Raw genomic sequence first — 15,815 nt, 5'->3', positions numbered from 1 at the left:
CACTCGGTCAACTCGTCGTTTTCAAGGTTGACCGCCTCGTGCTTTCCCGTCTGTTTGCCCTGCCCTGCTACCTGCTGATTACCCTGCTCACGCTGCTACCGCTCACGCCTGCCCAAGCCGTTGGTTTGCCCGGGCTGTTGGGCAGTTCCAGCAAGACCCAACCCCAGGCCGAACTCCCTTTGGGGCAGTCGCTGGACGAGGTGATCAAGACCCTGGAAAACGACCAGCAGCGCACCCAACTGCTGAGCGACCTGAAAAAACTGCGCCAGGCCACGCAAAAGGCCCAACCGGTCGCCGAACAGGGCGTGCTCGGGTTGATCGGCAGTACGCTGTCAGGCCTTGAGCAGCAGTTCTCCGGCGCCGACAGCCCGCTCGGGCGCTGGTCCAACGAGTTCGACCAGGCCAAGGACGAACTCAGCGCGTTGATGCTGCCGGCCAGCGAATGGCTGCCAATCATTTTCGGTTTTGCCTTGATCCTCGCGGTGTGGAGCCTGTTGGCCGCTGCGCTGATCTGGCTCAGCCACCGCGTGCGTGAGCGCTTTGGCCTGCCTGAGGAACTGCCGCAACACCCGCGCACCTGGGACATGTTGCGCTTCGCCCTGCGCAAACTCGGGCCATGGCTGATCGCGCTGGTGATCACGGTTTACCTGAGCTATGCGCTGCCCTCGTCCCTGGGCAAATCCCTGGCGATGGTGCTGGCCTACGCACTGGTGGTCGGCACCTGTTTCTCGGCGATCTGCGTGATTGCTTTTTCCGTGCTCGACGGGCCCCATCGCCACCGCGCGCTGTATATTCTGCGCCGCCAGGCCTTCCGCCCGCTGTGGTGGATTGGCAGTTTCGCCGCCTTTGGTGAAGCCTTGAGCGATCCACGGCTGGTGGAAGCCCTGGGTCAGCACCTGGCCCACACGGCAGCGACCATCGCCAATGTGATGGCCGCACTGTCCACCGGCGTGTTTATCCTGCGTTTCCGGCGCCCGATCGCGCACCTCATCCGCAACCAGCCACTGTCGCGCCGCCTGACCCGCCGCGCCCTCAGCGACACAATCGAAATCATCGGCACCTTCTGGTACATCCCGGCCCTGCTGTTGGTCGGCATCTCGCTGTTCGCCACCTTCGTGTCCGCCGGCGACACCAGCACGGCGTTGCGCCAGTCACTGCTGTGCACGGTGTTGCTGGTGCTCTGCATGGTGATCAATGGGCTGGTACGCCGCCACGCGCTCAAGCCGCAACGCGGGCACAAGCGTCATGCGCTGTATTCCGAGCGGCTGAAAAGCTTCGTCTACACCCTGGCCCACCTGGTGGTGTGGCTGGTGTTTATCGAACTGGGGCTGCGTGTCTGGGGCCTGTCGTTGATTCGCTTTACCGAAGGCGACGGCCATGAAATCAGCGTCAAGCTGTTCGGCCTCGGCGGTACGCTGCTGTTCGCCTGGCTGATCTGGATTCTCAGCGACACCGCGATTCACCACGCCCTCACCCGCTCACGCAAAGGCCTGGCCAACGCGCGCGCGCAGACCATGATGCCGTTGATCCGCAACGTACTGTTTGTGACCATCTTTATCATCGCCGCCATCGTCGCCCTGGCGAACATGGGCATGAACGTCACGCCGCTGCTCGCCGGTGCCGGTGTGATCGGCCTGGCCATCGGTTTTGGTGCGCAGTCACTGGTGGCAGATTTGATCACCGGCCTGTTCATCATCATCGAAGACTCCCTGGCTATCGATGACTACGTGGACGTCGGCGGCCACCTCGGCACCGTCGAAGGCCTGACCATCCGCACTGTGCGCCTGCGGGACATCGACGGTATCGTGCACACCATCCCGTTCAGCGAGATCAAGAGCATCAAGAACTACTCGCGGGAGTTCGGCTACGCGATCTTCCGGGTGGCGATTCCCTACAACATGGAAATCGACGACGCCATCAAGTTGATGCGCGACGTCGGCCAGAAAGTGCGCAACGACCCGCTGCAGCGCCGCAATATCTGGTCACCGCTGGAGATCCAGGGCGTGGAAAGTTTTGAGTCGGGCAGCGCGATCCTGCGCGCGCGCTTCAAGACTGCGCCGATCAAGCAATGGGAAGTGTCGCGGGCGTTCAACCTGTCGCTCAAGCGTCAACTGGATGAAGCCGGGCTGGACCTGGCCACGCCGCGTTTGAGTGTGCAGGTGGTGACGGGGGCTTCGGGCGGGTTGGCGAAAGAGAAGAACGCCTAAGGTCTGTCTGTGGCTGCAGAAGGGCTTATTGTAGCGAGCGGGCTTGCCCCGCGTTGGGCTGCGAAGCAGCCCCAGTGAAGATGAATGCGGTGTGTCAGCAATTGCTCAGTGGCAGGTTTTGGGGCTGCTTCGCAGCCCAACGCGGGGCAAGCCCGCTCGCCACAACAGGCACGCTCGCCACAGGGGGTTGTGTCAGGCCAGGGCGGCACTGTCCATCTTCTGGCGCAGGCTCAATGGGCGCATATCGGTCCAGACTTCTTCGATGTAGGCCAGGCACTCTTTCTTCATGCCGCTCTTGCCCACGGTGCGCCAGCCTTCCGGCACAGCCTTGTAGTCGGGCCAGATGGAGTACTGTTCTTCATGGTTGACCACTACCTGAAACAGGATGTCGTCGCGGTCAAATACTGAGGTCATTGCTGTTCTCCGTCGCTCAAAGGCTGGCTGCGCACCACGCGCAGCGCTGATATCTGTAGAAACGTACCAAGGCACTGAAAAATTAGAGGCTGGCGACCGCTGCAGCCAGGGCGCGCCCGAAAATCTCGGCCACGCGATCCACTTCAGCACCGGTGATCACCAGCGGGGGCAGGAAGCGCACCACACTGCCATGCCGGCCGCCCAGTTCCAGGATCAAACCGCGCTTGAGGCATTCGCGCTGCACCAGCGGTGCCAGTTGGCGGTGCACCGGCGGGTGGCCCTGGATATCAAGAGCACCGTCCGGGTCCACCAGTTCCACGCCGAGCATCAGCCCACGACCGCGAATATCCCCCAAGTGCGGATAGTCACGCTGCAGGATGCGCAGGTGTTCGCCGAGGCGCTCGCCCATGGCTGTCGCATGGCCGGCCAGGTCGTGCTCCGTGAGGTAGCGCATCACCGCCGAACCTGTCGCCATCGCCATTTGATTGCCCCGGAAAGTCCCGGCATGGGCGCCCGGCAGCCAGGTGTCGAGCCAGTCGCGATACACCACCACCGCCAGGGGCAGGCTACCGCCGATGGCTTTGGACATGACCACCACATCCGGGATGATCCCCGCGTGCTCAAAAGCAAACATCTTGCCGGTGCGACCGAAACCACTCTGGATTTCATCGACGATCAACGCCACACCCGCCCGCTCGGTAATCCGCCGCAGGCCGCGCAACCAGTCGAGGTCCGCCGGGATTACGCCGCCCTCGCCCTGTACCACTTCGACAATCACCGCCGCTGGCAGCGACACCCCGGCTTCAGGGTCGTTGAGCAGGTTTTCCAGGTAATGCAAATTGACGCGCACACCCTCCGCACCGCCGAGGCCGAATGGGCAGCGATAGTCGTAGGGATACGGCAGAAATTGCACGCCATTGCTCAGCAGCGCGCCCAAAGGCTTCTTCGGCCCCAGGCTGCCCATCAGGCTCAACGCGCCCTGGCTCATGCCGTGATAACCGCCCTGGAACGACAACACCGTACTGCGCCCGGTGGCGGTGCGCACCAGCTTCAACGCGGCTTCCACGGCATCGGTACCGGTGGGGCCGCAAAACTGGATCTTCGCTTCGCGCGCGAGTTCTTTGGGCAACAGGCCGAACAGGTCTTGCACGAACTGGTCCTTGACCGGCGTGGTCAGGTCCAGGGTATGCAGGGGCAGTTCGTCGGCCAGGACCTGCTGGATGGCCGCAATCACCACCGGGTGGTTATGCCCCAGCGCCAGCGTGCCGGCACCGGCCAGGCAGTCGATGAAGCTGCGGCCTTCCACGTCTTCCACGTAAATACCCTTGGCGCGCTTGAGTGCCAGGGGGATACGCCGTGGGTAGCTGCGGGCGTTGGACTCCTGCTGACGCTGGCGGGCAAGCAGTGGGGTTTCGTCGAACTGGTAGAGCGTTTCCGCAGGTGCCGGGCTGATGTGCACGTGGGTGTCTTCGATACGGCTGGTAGCGACTGACATCTCTCGATCCCTCAATACGCTGATGATGGTGACCAAACTGCCGATCCGTTGGCGTCTGGTCCCAAGGGTAGGCGCACGGATATCCTGTTCTGGAAACGCATCAGCTGAGGGGGGATTTAGGCTTGGGTCTTAAAATCTGATGGATGTACCTATGATCGTTCCCACGCATGGGAACGATCAGCATCAGCCGTTACCGCCCCAACGGATATGTACTCAATCCAAAAACCCTCAAATCCCCCGATACTTTTCATTCAACGCATACAAAACCGCACACGTCTCAGCATCCAGAACCCCACAATAATCCCGCGCCCGAAAGTGCATCTGAAACGCCCGGGTCCGCTGCACAAACGCCTGGCGATTCTGCGCCGGCTTATACCCGTAACGCTGAAACGCCCGCTCCACCTCTACCTCCGGCGGCAACCCGACACAAAACCGCCGCTGATACATCGCCCGCGTCGACTCATCAAACCAAGCGCCCACTCCCGCCTCGAACAAAACCCGCCACGGCAACCGGGGCCCCGGATCACTCTTGCGCCAATAGGCCACGTCCGAATGCCCAAGAATATCGGCAGGCCCGATCTGCGGGTACCGCTCAAGAATGTCCCGAACCAGCGCAATCAACACATCAACCTGTTCCTGAACGTACGCAGGAAAGGTAAACACGCCCCCTTCGTCCCGCGCCAGGTTGACGATCTCGACGCCTATTGACCGGCTATTGAGGTTATCCCGCCCGCCCCAGTGACTCGCGCCGGCATGCCACGCGCGCTGGTCCTCGGCCACCAGGCGAAACACGCGCAATTCTTCATACCCTGTGGCGCGATAACCGGGGTCATCCGGATCAGGCAGCAGGTAATGAGCGCTGACGCCGTTTTGGGTCAGGGTCCGCAGGGATGAAGCGAAGGGCGCCGCGGTGTAATGCAGGATCACCTGCCGCACCGCTTCACCGTTACGTTCGTTGAAGTCCCTGGCAGGGAAACTGGTATCGATGACCAACATATGAACCGTCCTTTTCAATACAGGCCGAGTCTTTCGGCCCGTTCAAGCGCAAAAAAATTACTGCCATCCTGAAGGCTTGAACCTCAGGAAGGCGGTAACTATTTGGCACTTGAAAGAAAAGTGATCAGCGCCGCAGCGGCATGCCCAGGTCGACCCGCAGGCCATCCGGCTGGCTGTCGAATTTCAATGAGCAGGAACAGCGCTGCACAATCGCCTGCACGATCGCCAGGCCCAGGCCACAGCCCTCGCTGCTGCCATTACGCCAGAAGCGTTGAGTCAGGTATTGCAGGTCTTCGCTGGAGATTTGCGTGCCATGGTCACGCACGCGGAACACCACCGTGTCGGCAGTGGTGAGCACGTTGAGCTCCACCCGGGTATCGGCCGGGGTGTGGCGCAAAGCGTTGTCCAGCAGGTTGCGCAAGGCCGCGACCGCAAGGCCCACCGGCATTTCTACCGGGGCGCTTGAGAGGTTCTCCGGCAGGATCAGATCGATGCGCTGATTGTCGCCGGCGTGGGCATCCTGGATCGCCAGCCGTGCGACCTGCTCGGCGCTGGACTGCAAGCCGTCATCGAACGACAGGCTGCCCTCGACCCGCGCCAGCAACAGCAATTGCTCCAGGGTGCGATGCAGGCGGTCGGCGCCCTCCTCGGCATGGGCCAGCGACTGGTCGCGGGCCGCGCCGTCGGTCATGCGCGCCACTTGCAGGTGGGTCTTGATCGCCGTCAGTGGGCTGCGCAATTCGTGGGCGGCGTCGCCGGTGAGGCGGCGTTCGCGCTCGATGGTCTTGGCGATGCGCTGCAGCAGTTGGTTCTGGGTGTCGAGCAGCGGTTTGAGTTCGCTGGGCAGCGGGTGGATCTGCAACGGTTCGAGGGAGTCGGCGCTGCGCCGCATCAGCGCGTCGCGCATGCGGTTGAGCGGCAGCAGGCTCTGCCCGATGCCCAGCCACAGCAGGCACAGGCAGCCCAACAGGGCCACGCCCACCGGCACCGAAGCGGCCAGCAGGATCGACAGGTTCAGCGCTTCACGTTCCACCTGGCGGTCGGCGGTGGTGATAAACAGGTCGCCACGGGCCAGGGTAAAGCTGCGCCAGGCGGCGCCGTCGATGGTCTGGTCGCGAAAACCGCTGCGGTGCGACTCCAGGCCCTGTTCCGGGGTGGTGTGGCTGCGCGCCAACACTTCCCCGCGCAAGGAACTGACCTGGCAGGCCATGCCGCCCGGCACATTGAGTTGCTCGGCACTGAAATGCTTGCCTTCGGCGGTGCTTACCAGGCCCGGCATCTGTTCCATCAACCCCGCCACCATGCGTGCCGATGCCACCAGGCGCTGGTCGAGGGAGAACATCATTTGGTTGCGCAAGTCGTTGAGCATCCAGGCCGCCGCCAGGGCCCAGATCAGCACAAAAGCGGCGCCAAGTTTGAACGTCAGGCGCAAGCGCAGGCTTTTCAAGTAGCGTCCTCTCCACCATCCGCAGGGCCCAGCCGATAACCGAGGCCGCGCACGGTCTCGACGATACCATTGCCCAATTTGCGCCGCAGGTGGTGGATATGCACGTTGAGGGCGTTGCTTTCCAGCTCGTCGTTGAAACCGTAGACGCTGTCCTTGAGCTGTTCGCTCGAGAGCACCCGGCCCTTGTTGTGCAGCAGGGCTTGCAACAGCGCCTGTTCACGGCGCGACAGGTCTACCGACTGGCCGCCCAGCAGGGTTTCGCGGCTGCTGGGGTTGTAGGTCAGCCGGCCATGTTCGATCAGGTTGACGCTGCGCCCAGCCACCCGGCGCAGCAGGGTTTGCAGGCGGGCAGCCAATTCGCGCAGGTCGAAGGGTTTGAGCAGGTAGTCGTCGGCACCGGCTTGCAGGCCGTCGACGCGGTTGGTCACCGAGTCCCGCGCAGTGAGGATCAGCACCGGAATTTCCAGGCCCTGGCTGCGCAGTTGTTGCAGCAGCTTGAGGCCGTCTTCGTCGGGCAGGCCGAGGTCGAGCACCATGATCTCGAACTCGGCCGCCTTGAGCATCGCCCGTGCGGCCGCAGCCGTGGCCACGCGCTCGACCGTAAAGCCCTGGGCGCCGAGGCCGGCCACGATGCCGCTGGCGATCAGTTCGTCGTCTTCACAGACCAGTACGTGCATGCTGAACCCTTCATAAAAGATGGGGGTGATTAGAAAAGCGGCGGATTAAGCGCGCATTATGCAGCCAAAGTTCGCAACACCCGATAATCCCTACACTCTAGAATAGCGCCCGGTTAATCATCGGTTAATCAACGCCACACATTGTGTGCCTCACTTGCATCGAACTAAGGCTTGACCATGCGGCATCTGTTTACCTTTCTGCTGGTGTTGTTCGCTGGATTCACCCAGGCCGCGCCGGGTAATCCTTTCGAGACCAAACCCGACTTCCTTCCGGTGAGCAAAGCCTTCACCTTTACCTCCGAACGTCTTGAAAGTGGCGAGACCCAGCTGTATTGGCAAATTGCCGACGGTTATTACCTGTATCAGCAGCGCATGAAGTTCGATGGCCTCGCTGAAAAGCCGGTGCTGCCGCAAGGTGAAGCCCACAGCGACGAGTTCTTCGGCGAGCAGCAAGTGTATCGCCAGGGCCTGGAAGTGAAGATCCCCGCCGGAGCCACCGGCCAAATCAAGCTGGGCTGGCAGGGCTGTGCCGATGCAGGCCTGTGCTATCCGCCGCAATCGATTACCGTGGACCTGGGCGGCAACCCCGCCGTCGCCGCCACCGCGCAAGCCCAGGACCAAAGCCTGGCCAGCGGCCTGCAACAACGCAGCCTGGGTTGGAGCCTGCTGGTGTTCTTTGGCCTCGGCCTGTTGCTGGCCTTTGCCCCGTGTTCGTTGCCGATGTTGCCGATTCTCGCCGGCCTGGTGGGCGGCAGTGGCGCCAGCCCGCGTCGCGGTTTTGCCTTGGCCGCCAGCTATGTCGTGTGCATGGCGCTGGTGTATGCCGCACTCGGCGTGCTCGCCGCCTTGCTCGGCGCCAATCTCGCCGCGCTGCTGCAAACCCCGTGGATCCTGGGCAGTTTCGCCGCGCTGTTTGTGATCCTCGCCCTGCCGATGTTCGGCTTCTTTGAACTGCAACTCCCTGCTTTCCTGCGCGACCGCCTGGACAACGCCAGCCGCCAGCAAAGCGGTGGCAGCCTGGTGGGCGCCGGGGTTCTCGGTGCGCTGTCGGGGCTGTTGGTAGGGCCGTGCATGACGGCGCCCCTGGCCGGCGCCCTGCTGTATATCGCCCAGAGCGGCAACGCGCTGCACGGCGGGCTGATCCTGTTTGCGATGGGCATCGGTATCGGCATCCCGCTGTTGCTGCTGGTTACCGTGGGCAACCGTTTCCTGCCCAAGCCGGGCACCTGGATGAACGTGCTCAAGGGCGTCTTCGGCTTCCTGTTCCTCGGTACTGCCGTGCTGATGATTCGCCCGGTAGTGGGTGAAAGCCTGTGGATCGGCCTGTGGGGCGCCCTGGCGCTGGTGATGGCTTACTGCGGCTGGGCACTCGCCCGTGAGTACGGCCTGACCGCCAAGGTAGTGGGCGCTGGTTCCCTGGTACTGGGCCTGTGGGGCGCGGTGCTGGTGGTGGGCGCGGCGGGTGGCAGCGATGACCTGTGGCAACCGCTGAAGGTCTACAGCGGCTCGCGGGTCGCCGGTGCGCCGACGGCCCACGATGCCTTCATGACCATCAACGACCCCGCCGTGCTGCAAAGCCAGCTCGACAGCGCCAAGGCCCAGGGCCAGTGGGTGCTGGTGGATTACTACGCCGACTGGTGTGTGTCGTGCAAAATCATGGAAAAACAGGTATTCGGCAAACCCGAGGTACTCGACGCCCTGAAAGACGTGCGCCTGCTGCGCCTGGATGTCACCGCCGACAACGCCGCCAGCCGCGAACTGCTCGGCCGCTACAAGGTGCCGGGGCCACCGAGCTTCGTGTGGATCGGCCCTGACGGTGAAGAACGCCGCGCCCAGCGCATCACCGGCGAAGTGGATGCCACCGCCTTCCTGCAACGCTGGACCCAAGCCCGGGACGCCCTCTGATGCTGACCCTGACCATCGGCACCTTCGCCATCGCCCTGAATCACATCCTGCTGATCAGCGCGCTGATTCTCGCCACCCTGGTGGGCTGGCGCGTGGCCAAGCGTGGCGGTGAGAACCCGGAATCGGTGCTGTTCAGCCTGTTCCTGCTGGGCATGCTGGCCGCGCGCGTCAGCTTTGTGCTGATGTACTGGAGTGACTACAGCAACGACCCGCTGCAGATGGTCGACCTGCGCGACGGCGGCTTTCTCGCCTGGCCCGGCGTGATTGCGCTGGTCCTCGGCGCACTGGCCTACGGCTGGCGTCGCCCGGCCCTGCGCAAACCGCTGAGCGCCGGGGTGATCACCGGCCTGGTGTTCTGGGGCCTGACCACCTTGTCCCTGAACCTCTACGACAAGGGTTCGCAACTGCCGGACATCACCTTGCGCAACGCCAATGGCGAAGTGGTCCAACTGGCTGATTACAAGGGCGGCCCGCTGGTGATCAACCTGTGGGCCACCTGGTGCCCGCCGTGCCGCCGGGAAATGCCGGTGCTGGAACGCGCGCAACACCAGCGCCCGGACGTGACCTTCCTGTTCGTCAACCAGGCCGAAAGCATGCAAAGCGTCAGCACTTACCTGGCCACCCAAGGCCTGACCCTGGACAACGTACTGTTCGACGCCAGCGGCCGCCTCGGCCAGGCCGTGGGCTCCATGGCCCTGCCGACCACATTGTTCTATCAAGCCGATGGACGCCTGATCAACAGCCACCTCGGTGAACTGTCCCAGGCCAGCCTGGCCCGTGCCATGGAACCCTTCGACACCGCCCCCGCCACGACGGCCCCTGCAAGGAAACCGACATGCCTCGCCTCCGCCACCTGCTGACCCTGACCCTGTTGTCACTCAGCGCGACAGCCACCCTGGCCCAGGCCGAAGACTGGCCGGCCCCGATCAAACAGATCGAAGCCAAGGGCGCCAAGATCCTCGGCAAATTCGACGCGCCCAGCGGCCTCACCGGTTACGCAGCGCAATACCAGAACCGCGGCATGGCCCTGTACCTGACCGCTGACGGCAAAAGCGTGATCGCCGGTAACCTGTACGACGCCCAGGGCAATGACCTGAGCACCGCGCCGCTGGAAAAACTGGTGTACGCGCCGATGGCCAAGGAAGTCTGGGCCAAGATGGAAAAGAGCAACTGGATCCAGGACGGCGACACCAACGCGCCGCGTACCGTGTACCTGTTCAGCGACCCCAACTGCCCGTACTGCAACATGTTCTGGGAACAGGCACGCCCATGGGTGAAAGCCGGCAAGGTGCAGTTGCGCCACATCATGGTCGGCATCATCCGCGAAGACAGCCCCGGCAAGTCCGCCGCGCTGCTCGCCAGCAAAGACCCGCAAAAAGCCCTGGAAGACCACGAAGCCGCCGGCAAAGGCAGCAAGTTGCGGGCACTGGACAAAATCCCGGCCGAGATCGAGGCCAAGCTCGATGCCAATATGAAGTTGATGGATGAGTTGGAGTTGTCGGCCACGCCAGCGATTTTTTATCTGGATGACAAGGGTGGGTTGCAGCAACAGCAAGGCGCGCCGTCGCCGGACAAGTTGGTTAAGATTCTTGGGGCAAAATAAGTCTTTGGACCGAGTAACCTTAAGTGACCTCTATATATAAGAGTTCACTTAAGATTTCCCAAGCGGGCCGTCCGCAGACACAACTTTACGTTAACAGGTGCCGATCAAGTCAAGACGAGGCACCACGCACCCATACTCTGTCCTGCTCCGGTTGTGCCGCCGAAACTTAATGCTGCACCGCGAAAAATAAAAATCCCAAATCGCCCTGTATTGAAGCATGCCCAATAAAAGACAGAACGTGCCGGTACATCGTAAACCTGTTGAGCAAGACGCGTGAAGGAATACGTATAACTAGGAATCCCCCCAATAGACTCCATCCACGCAATCGACTCGTTACTGGTCATAGGCGTTTCATTAATCACCACCTTATAAACATTAGAAACTTCCACGAGATATTCAACTGAAGTCCCCTCGGCATCAGTGACGGTTATCCGGGATAAGCCATTGGCATTTCCCGTCACCTTGCCGTTTTCTTCGGCCAAGGCAATCGTCTCGGCACTGGATTTATACGTATAAGGAGGAACCCCACCAATGGCGCTGCGTACTCCGGTATTACCGGGTGCATCCACACCCGTTGTCGGCCAGTTTATTTTGAAGGCCAGTCCATTCAGCTCCATAAGCCGGGGATCGATCGACAACGGTAAAATCCCGATATAAAGCGTCAATATCCTGGAAAATCGCAGCGGCTGCGCTCCACTTTTCAAGGTGTAATAGACGGTCACCGACTTGCCCAGGTTCGGCGCAATGTAAGCGGCCGGCACCGGAATCTGAATCGTCTGGCCGTCAGCAGTCACAGGGAAAGGGAATTGCTCGCTCACCCCCTCGTCCGAAGCCGCCCAGTACAAAACGATTTCGTCACCTGCCTTTGCTTCCACAAAAGGAAGCGTCACCAGCGTCCCCATCGGCACATCGTCAGGGTTCAACCAGCCGCCCTCGGCCTTGTCGACAATGGCTTGCGGCATATCCCCCACGAACTCACCGACCAGCAAGGGCAAGTGTTCGGATGCGCGCGGCGGCGTCACATCCGGCACGCCCAGCTCGTAGTACGCAACGACGGCATGCCCCTTGAAGCGCCTGACCTCAGCGCCCGGGATGACAAAAATCATCTCACGGTCAGGTGGAATAACCCCTACCTTTCGGGTCGCTCGATAGTGCACAGGGTTATCGGTATGGGTAGTTGCCATCACCACACTGAGGTCGTAATCGGGCTGCCAGCCCGGCGCGGCTGTAAAACGCACGGTCGCTTGGTTTACATCAGGGTCCAGGTACCCCGCCGGCGCTTCATCCACCTGTGGTGCGGGCCATGCCGGGCGATCACCAATGACCTTCACCTGACGCCGCAGGGACTGGCGTTTGCCCCCTCCCAATCGGGACTCATGCTCATAAAAAATCGTGGCTGTGCCCGAGGCAACGGCCTTCACAATTGCATTGGGCACAAAAAATTCCCGGGACCTGCCCAGTTGGTCCACCAGCCACAGCTCGGTATGAGGCACGCCCATGCCGTCGGCGTCCCACCCGTCAAAGACCATCAACACTGAATCGCCAAGCTCAAAGGCCTTGGTCGAGGGATACATCCATACCGACTGGTCATCATCTTGCAGGATTGCCAGATGTATCTCGTCTTCGGGGTCGCCGTCCTGTCCAAGCCAAGGCCTGTCATGTAGCTTAAAACCCAGCGACACATTCACAAACTCAACCGCTGACCACAGCGCAAAATAGTCAGGGAAGTTACCCACCGCATCTTTCACCTGGAACGCCACCCTGAGCATTTCATCGTCACCGGCTTTGACAATCGTCTGGTAGTCGACGGTGATGATGACGCTATTGCCGACTTCGATTGGCTTGTCCAATCGGTACTCAATGAGTTGGCTACCCCAGGCGAGCAGAATAGTGTCGTACAGGCTCATGTGCTCGTAAGGGTGAATCACGATATCCACGCCTTTGCCCGGACCAACGTTACCGGGATGCACACCGTTGATTTTCACATCATTGGGCAAATCGAAGTTGAGCCCTTGATGGCCGTCAAGGTCAATATTTGGGTCACGGCCGCCCGGCTGGGTATGTTTGACCCGCAGCCGCACAGGCCGGGTACGCTCAACATTGCCGCTGGGACGTGTCACCCGGCAATACACCGAATCTGCCCAACTAGGCAGGATCCATCGGGGGCTCACAGTCAGCGTGATGTAATCAAGGTGCTGGTTGTGCTCCCCGATGAACGCATGGGCCACCGGCACCGAGTCACTGTCCCAGAACAACTGCAGGAAGGTCATCGGAGCCGTACCCGCCGGCAGCTTAACCAACACGTCCAGGTCGTGATTTTTCCACCAGAGGCCCACTCCCCCGTCTACACCGGTATCCCCCGGAATTGACCTGGCGATACTGGGGATCCATACCGGGTCCAAATCGTTTTTAGTGGTCGCTGTGAGCGTTGAATGAGACTTTGGCATGACTTGGTGTCCTTTATAAATGACGTCACGAACAGGCCCAGTTTCAGGATGACAAGGGCGGGTTACAGCAACAGCAAGGCGCGCCGTCGCCGGAGAAGTTGATGAAGTTACTGGGGACGAAGTAAGTCGACCTAAATATCCATAGGCAGGCAGCCTACGGATACGCTCGCCGCTGACCAGACTCAGGTTGGAACCATGCACCATGCACCCAATAAATTATGGGGCCCTATCCCGTACCACCATTCGATATCTGGTCGGTAAACGTGAATGAATACGTAATACTCCCCGTATTTATCTGCGCACCCCCAATTCGCCTCTGTTCTGAGTGGCAGTTTATATACCTTGTTGAGTACAGCGCCCCCGTGCAAAAAGAGAGTTGCCCCATTTATCGACTGCATCCATGTAATGGCATCGTCCCCCCTCATCTTCGTTTCGTTGATAACCAGCCTATAAACGTTCTTCACCGCCACGTTGTAAAATACCGACGCCCCTTTAGCGTCTGTTACACGGATAGTAGCAATACCATTTGTATGCCCCGTAACCTTCCCATCGACGACATCTATGGCGGCGGGGTTGCTGGAAGAGTAGGTGTAAGGCGGTGTCCCCCCGGTGGGTTCGCGAAACCCGGTATTACCGGGGGCGTCCACACCAGTAGTCGGCCAATCGGGCATTTTTACAGCCAAACCGTCGAGAACCATTTCCAGAGGGTCGATCACCAGCGGCAAAACTCCGATAAAAAGCGTCAGCACCTTCGAGAAGCGCAGAGGCTCTCCGTCCCGTTTCAGGGTGTAGTAGACCGTCACCGATTTGCCAAAGTTAGGCGCAATATAGGCGTTCGCCACATGGATGCCGACCGTCTCACCGGCGGCGCCAATCGTGACGGGAAACAGGTGACTGACCCCATCATCAGAAGCCGCCCAATACAGAATGAGTTGATCGCCTTCCTCAGTTTCGGCAAAGGGAAGGGTCGTCAGGGTTCCCGTCGGCACGTCCTCGGGATTCAACCATCCCCCTTCCGCCTTATCGATAATCGCCGCCGGCATATCCCCCACATATGCACCCACCAACAAAGGCAAGCGTTTGGACTCGCGCGGCGCAGGAATCACTCCCGGCTCTGCCAATTCGTAATACACCTCGATCGAGTGCCCTTTGAAGCGCTTGACCTCTCTCCCCGGTACGGTAAAGAGCATCTCGCGGTCAGGTGGAATATTCCCTACCTTGCGGGTCGATCGATAGTGCACAGGGTTATCGGTATGGGTGGTCACCCAAACCACACTCAAATCCTGGTGCGGTTGCCAGCCGGGCGCTGCACTGAAGATTACTGTCGCGTTAAGGACATCGGGGTCCAGATACCCTGCAGGGGCCTCAACCACCTCAGGCACCGGCCATGGAACGGGGTCACCAATTATCCTGACTTGAAGCCGTTTGGACTGACGCACGCCACCGTCCCTGGGCTGATGTTCATAGAAAATTGTGGCCCTGCCCATCGCAACGGCCTCGACCGTGGCATAGGGAACAAAGAACGTGTGGGACCGGCCGAGTCTGTCCACCGACCACAAATCGGTATACGTCACAGCCATGCCATCTGCGTCGACACCGTTAAAGACCAGCAACACCCCATCATGCAGGACAAAGTCGTTGCTGGAGACAAACATCGAGACTCGCTGGTCTCGTCCTTCCAGCATTGCCAAATAGATTTCGTCGTCCGGATCGCTCTCTTCACCCAGCCAAGGCACAGAGTGCGGCGCGAGATCAAGAGACACCCTCACCAACTCGACCTCTGATAGCGGTGCATAAAAATCCGGAAAGTTGCCCACCGCATCCCGCACCTGAAACGCCACCTTCAGCATGTCATCGTCACCGGCTTTGAGAATCGTCAGGTAATCGACCGTGACAACGACGCTCTCACCCACCTCACTTTGCTTTTCCACACGGTATTCAATCAATTCGCTTCCCCAAAAGAGGCGAATGGTGTCGAACAGGCTCATATGCAAGTAAGGGTGAATCAATACATCAACGCCTTTACCGGGCCCTACGTTTCCCGAATGCACCCCGTCCAGCACCACGTCCTCCGGGAGCGAAAAATTCAGCCCTTGATGGCCATCGATGTCCATATTCGGGTCGCGGCCCCCCGGTTGAGTCTGCTTGACCCTCAGCCGAAGGGGGCGGGTCCTGGCGACGTTTTGGCTGGGGCGTGTCACCAGGCAATACACTGGGTCGGCCCATTGCGGACGAATATTGTGGGGCTTCACCGTCAAGGTGATGTATTCAAGGCCCAGGTCGTCCCCCCCATAAACGCATGGGCTACAGGTACTGAGGTGCTCCCCCAGAACAACTGAAAGAGAGTCATGGCTGGTGTATTACCCGGCACTTTTACAAACACATCCAGGCTGTTGTTTACATAATGGATGCCCACTCCTCCGTCGACACCGGTATCCCCCGGAATTGGCTTGGCGATATTGGGGATCCATACCGGGTCCAAATCATTTTTAGTGGGCGCCGTGGGCGTTGAACGAGACTTTGGCATGACTGGGTGTCCTCTATGGCGTCACGAACAGACCTTGCCCCCAACACCAGAGAAGGCCCATACGGTGGCGCACTGAGTATTTCGTGTGCCCTTTGCC

12 protein-coding genes and 1 pseudogene are annotated in these 15,815 nt (G+C 60.6%); 5 read left to right on the top strand and 8 right to left on the bottom strand.

The window, feature by feature from the left end; translation table 11 throughout:
• Nucleotides 1-38 precede the first annotated feature (38 nt).
• Nucleotides 39-2,207 carry a mechanosensitive ion channel family protein gene (locus ACR52_RS04615; protein ID WP_048720993.1) on the top strand — a complete coding sequence of 723 codons (2,169 nt, stop codon included), beginning with the start codon at nucleotides 39-41 and terminating at the stop codon, nucleotides 2,205-2,207.
• A gap of 192 nt (nucleotides 2,208-2,399) precedes the next feature.
• On the opposite strand, the gene ACR52_RS04610 is transcribed toward ACR52_RS04615, so the two are convergent.
• From ACR52_RS04610 to ACR52_RS04590, 5 genes are all read right to left on the bottom strand, one after another.
• Nucleotides 2,400-2,621, bottom strand: coding sequence for an MbtH family protein (locus ACR52_RS04610; RefSeq protein ID WP_048720991.1), 222 nt, complete (start codon nucleotides 2,619-2,621; stop codon nucleotides 2,400-2,402).
• An 82-nt stretch (nucleotides 2,622-2,703) separates the two neighbouring features.
• Nucleotides 2,704-4,116 carry an aspartate aminotransferase family protein gene (locus ACR52_RS04605; protein ID WP_048720989.1) on the bottom strand — a complete coding sequence of 471 codons (1,413 nt, stop codon included), beginning with the start codon at nucleotides 4,114-4,116 and terminating at the stop codon, nucleotides 2,704-2,706.
• A 228-nt stretch (nucleotides 4,117-4,344) separates the two neighbouring features.
• Nucleotides 4,345-5,112, bottom strand: a complete 768-nt coding sequence (locus ACR52_RS04600) for an N-acetylmuramoyl-L-alanine amidase (RefSeq protein ID WP_048720988.1) — start codon at nucleotides 5,110-5,112, stop codon at nucleotides 4,345-4,347.
• Between the two features lie 124 nt (nucleotides 5,113-5,236).
• A complete protein-coding gene (locus tag ACR52_RS04595) occupies nucleotides 5,237-6,559 on the bottom strand; it encodes an ATP-binding protein (protein WP_048720985.1) in 1,323 nt (440 codons plus the stop codon).
• Nucleotides 6,556-7,236, bottom strand: coding sequence for a response regulator (locus tag ACR52_RS04590; RefSeq protein ID WP_048720983.1), 681 nt, complete (start codon nucleotides 7,234-7,236; stop codon nucleotides 6,556-6,558). The genes ACR52_RS04595 and ACR52_RS04590 overlap by 4 nt, the downstream gene beginning before the upstream one ends.
• Nucleotides 7,237-7,413: 177 nt before the next feature.
• Between ACR52_RS04590 and dsbD the strand changes: the two genes are divergently transcribed.
• The 3 genes from dsbD to dsbG are packed head-to-tail and all read left to right on the top strand — an operon-like array spanning nucleotide 7,414 to nucleotide 10,744.
• Nucleotides 7,414-9,141, top strand: coding sequence for a protein-disulfide reductase DsbD (dsbD, locus tag ACR52_RS04585; RefSeq protein ID WP_048720981.1), 1,728 nt, complete (start codon nucleotides 7,414-7,416; stop codon nucleotides 9,139-9,141).
• Nucleotides 9,141-10,001 (top strand): TlpA disulfide reductase family protein, encoded by an 861-nt coding sequence (locus tag ACR52_RS04580; protein ID WP_048720980.1) that lies wholly within the window; start codon nucleotides 9,141-9,143, stop codon nucleotides 9,999-10,001. Before dsbD ends, ACR52_RS04580 begins: the two co-directional genes overlap by 1 nt.
• Nucleotides 9,977-10,744, top strand: a complete 768-nt coding sequence (gene dsbG / locus ACR52_RS04575) for a thiol:disulfide interchange protein DsbG (RefSeq protein WP_048720978.1) — start codon at nucleotides 9,977-9,979, stop codon at nucleotides 10,742-10,744. The genes ACR52_RS04580 and dsbG overlap by 25 nt, the downstream gene beginning before the upstream one ends.
• Before the next feature lie 104 nt (nucleotides 10,745-10,848).
• On the opposite strand, the gene ACR52_RS04570 is transcribed toward dsbG, so the two are convergent.
• Nucleotides 10,849-13,191: a hypothetical protein gene (locus ACR52_RS04570; protein WP_048720976.1), complete on the bottom strand. Its 2,343-nt coding sequence runs from the start codon at nucleotides 13,189-13,191 to the stop codon at nucleotides 10,849-10,851.
• 41 nt (nucleotides 13,192-13,232) lie between these two features.
• Here ACR52_RS04570 and ACR52_RS30135 point away from each other — a divergent pair.
• Nucleotides 13,233-13,316 (top strand): annotated as a pseudogene (locus tag ACR52_RS30135) (thiol:disulfide interchange protein DsbG); the annotation flags it as partial.
• A 57-nt stretch (nucleotides 13,317-13,373) separates the two neighbouring features.
• On the opposite strand, the gene ACR52_RS04565 reads toward ACR52_RS30135, so the two are convergent.
• Both ACR52_RS04565 and ACR52_RS30130 read right to left on the bottom strand, forming a co-directional pair.
• A complete protein-coding gene (locus ACR52_RS04565; RefSeq protein ID WP_152687583.1) occupies nucleotides 13,374-15,305 on the bottom strand; it encodes a hypothetical protein in 1,932 nt (643 codons plus the stop codon).
• A gap of 140 nt (nucleotides 15,306-15,445) precedes the next feature.
• Nucleotides 15,446-15,718 carry a hypothetical protein gene (locus ACR52_RS30130; protein ID WP_152687582.1) on the bottom strand — a complete coding sequence of 91 codons (273 nt, stop codon included), beginning with the start codon at nucleotides 15,716-15,718 and terminating at the stop codon, nucleotides 15,446-15,448.
• Nucleotides 15,719-15,815: the final 97 nt, after the last annotated feature.

It is taken from the genome of Pseudomonas fildesensis (assembly GCF_001050345.1).
In the GTDB taxonomy this organism is placed as follows: Bacteria; Pseudomonadota; Gammaproteobacteria; order Pseudomonadales; family Pseudomonadaceae; genus Aquipseudomonas; species Aquipseudomonas fildesensis.
This window is presented reverse-complemented; position numbering and strand designations above follow the sequence as displayed.

Coding starts and splice junctions, on each gene's coding strand:
- dsbD (WP_048720981.1), top strand. CDS start 7,414: ATGCGGCATCTGTTTACCTTTCTGCTGGTGTTGTTCGCTGGATTCACC.
- ACR52_RS04570 (WP_048720976.1), bottom strand. CDS start 13,191: ATGCCAAAGTCTCATTCAACGCTCACAGCGACCACTAAAAACGATTTG.
- ACR52_RS30130 (WP_152687582.1), bottom strand. CDS start 15,718: ATGCCAAAGTCTCGTTCAACGCCCACGGCGCCCACTAAAAATGATTTG.
- ACR52_RS04600 (WP_048720988.1), bottom strand. CDS start 5,112: ATGTTGGTCATCGATACCAGTTTCCCTGCCAGGGACTTCAACGAACGT.
- ACR52_RS04605 (WP_048720989.1), bottom strand. CDS start 4,116: ATGTCAGTCGCTACCAGCCGTATCGAAGACACCCACGTGCACATCAGC.
- ACR52_RS04610 (WP_048720991.1), bottom strand. CDS start 2,621: ATGACCTCAGTATTTGACCGCGACGACATCCTGTTTCAGGTAGTGGTC.
- ACR52_RS04565 (WP_152687583.1), bottom strand. CDS start 15,305: ATGGACATCGATGGCCATCAAGGGCTGAATTTTTCGCTCCCGGAGGAC.
- ACR52_RS04580 (WP_048720980.1), top strand. CDS start 9,141: ATGCTGACCCTGACCATCGGCACCTTCGCCATCGCCCTGAATCACATC.
- ACR52_RS04590 (WP_048720983.1), bottom strand. CDS start 7,236: ATGCACGTACTGGTCTGTGAAGACGACGAACTGATCGCCAGCGGCATC.
- dsbG (WP_048720978.1), top strand. CDS start 9,977: ATGCCTCGCCTCCGCCACCTGCTGACCCTGACCCTGTTGTCACTCAGC.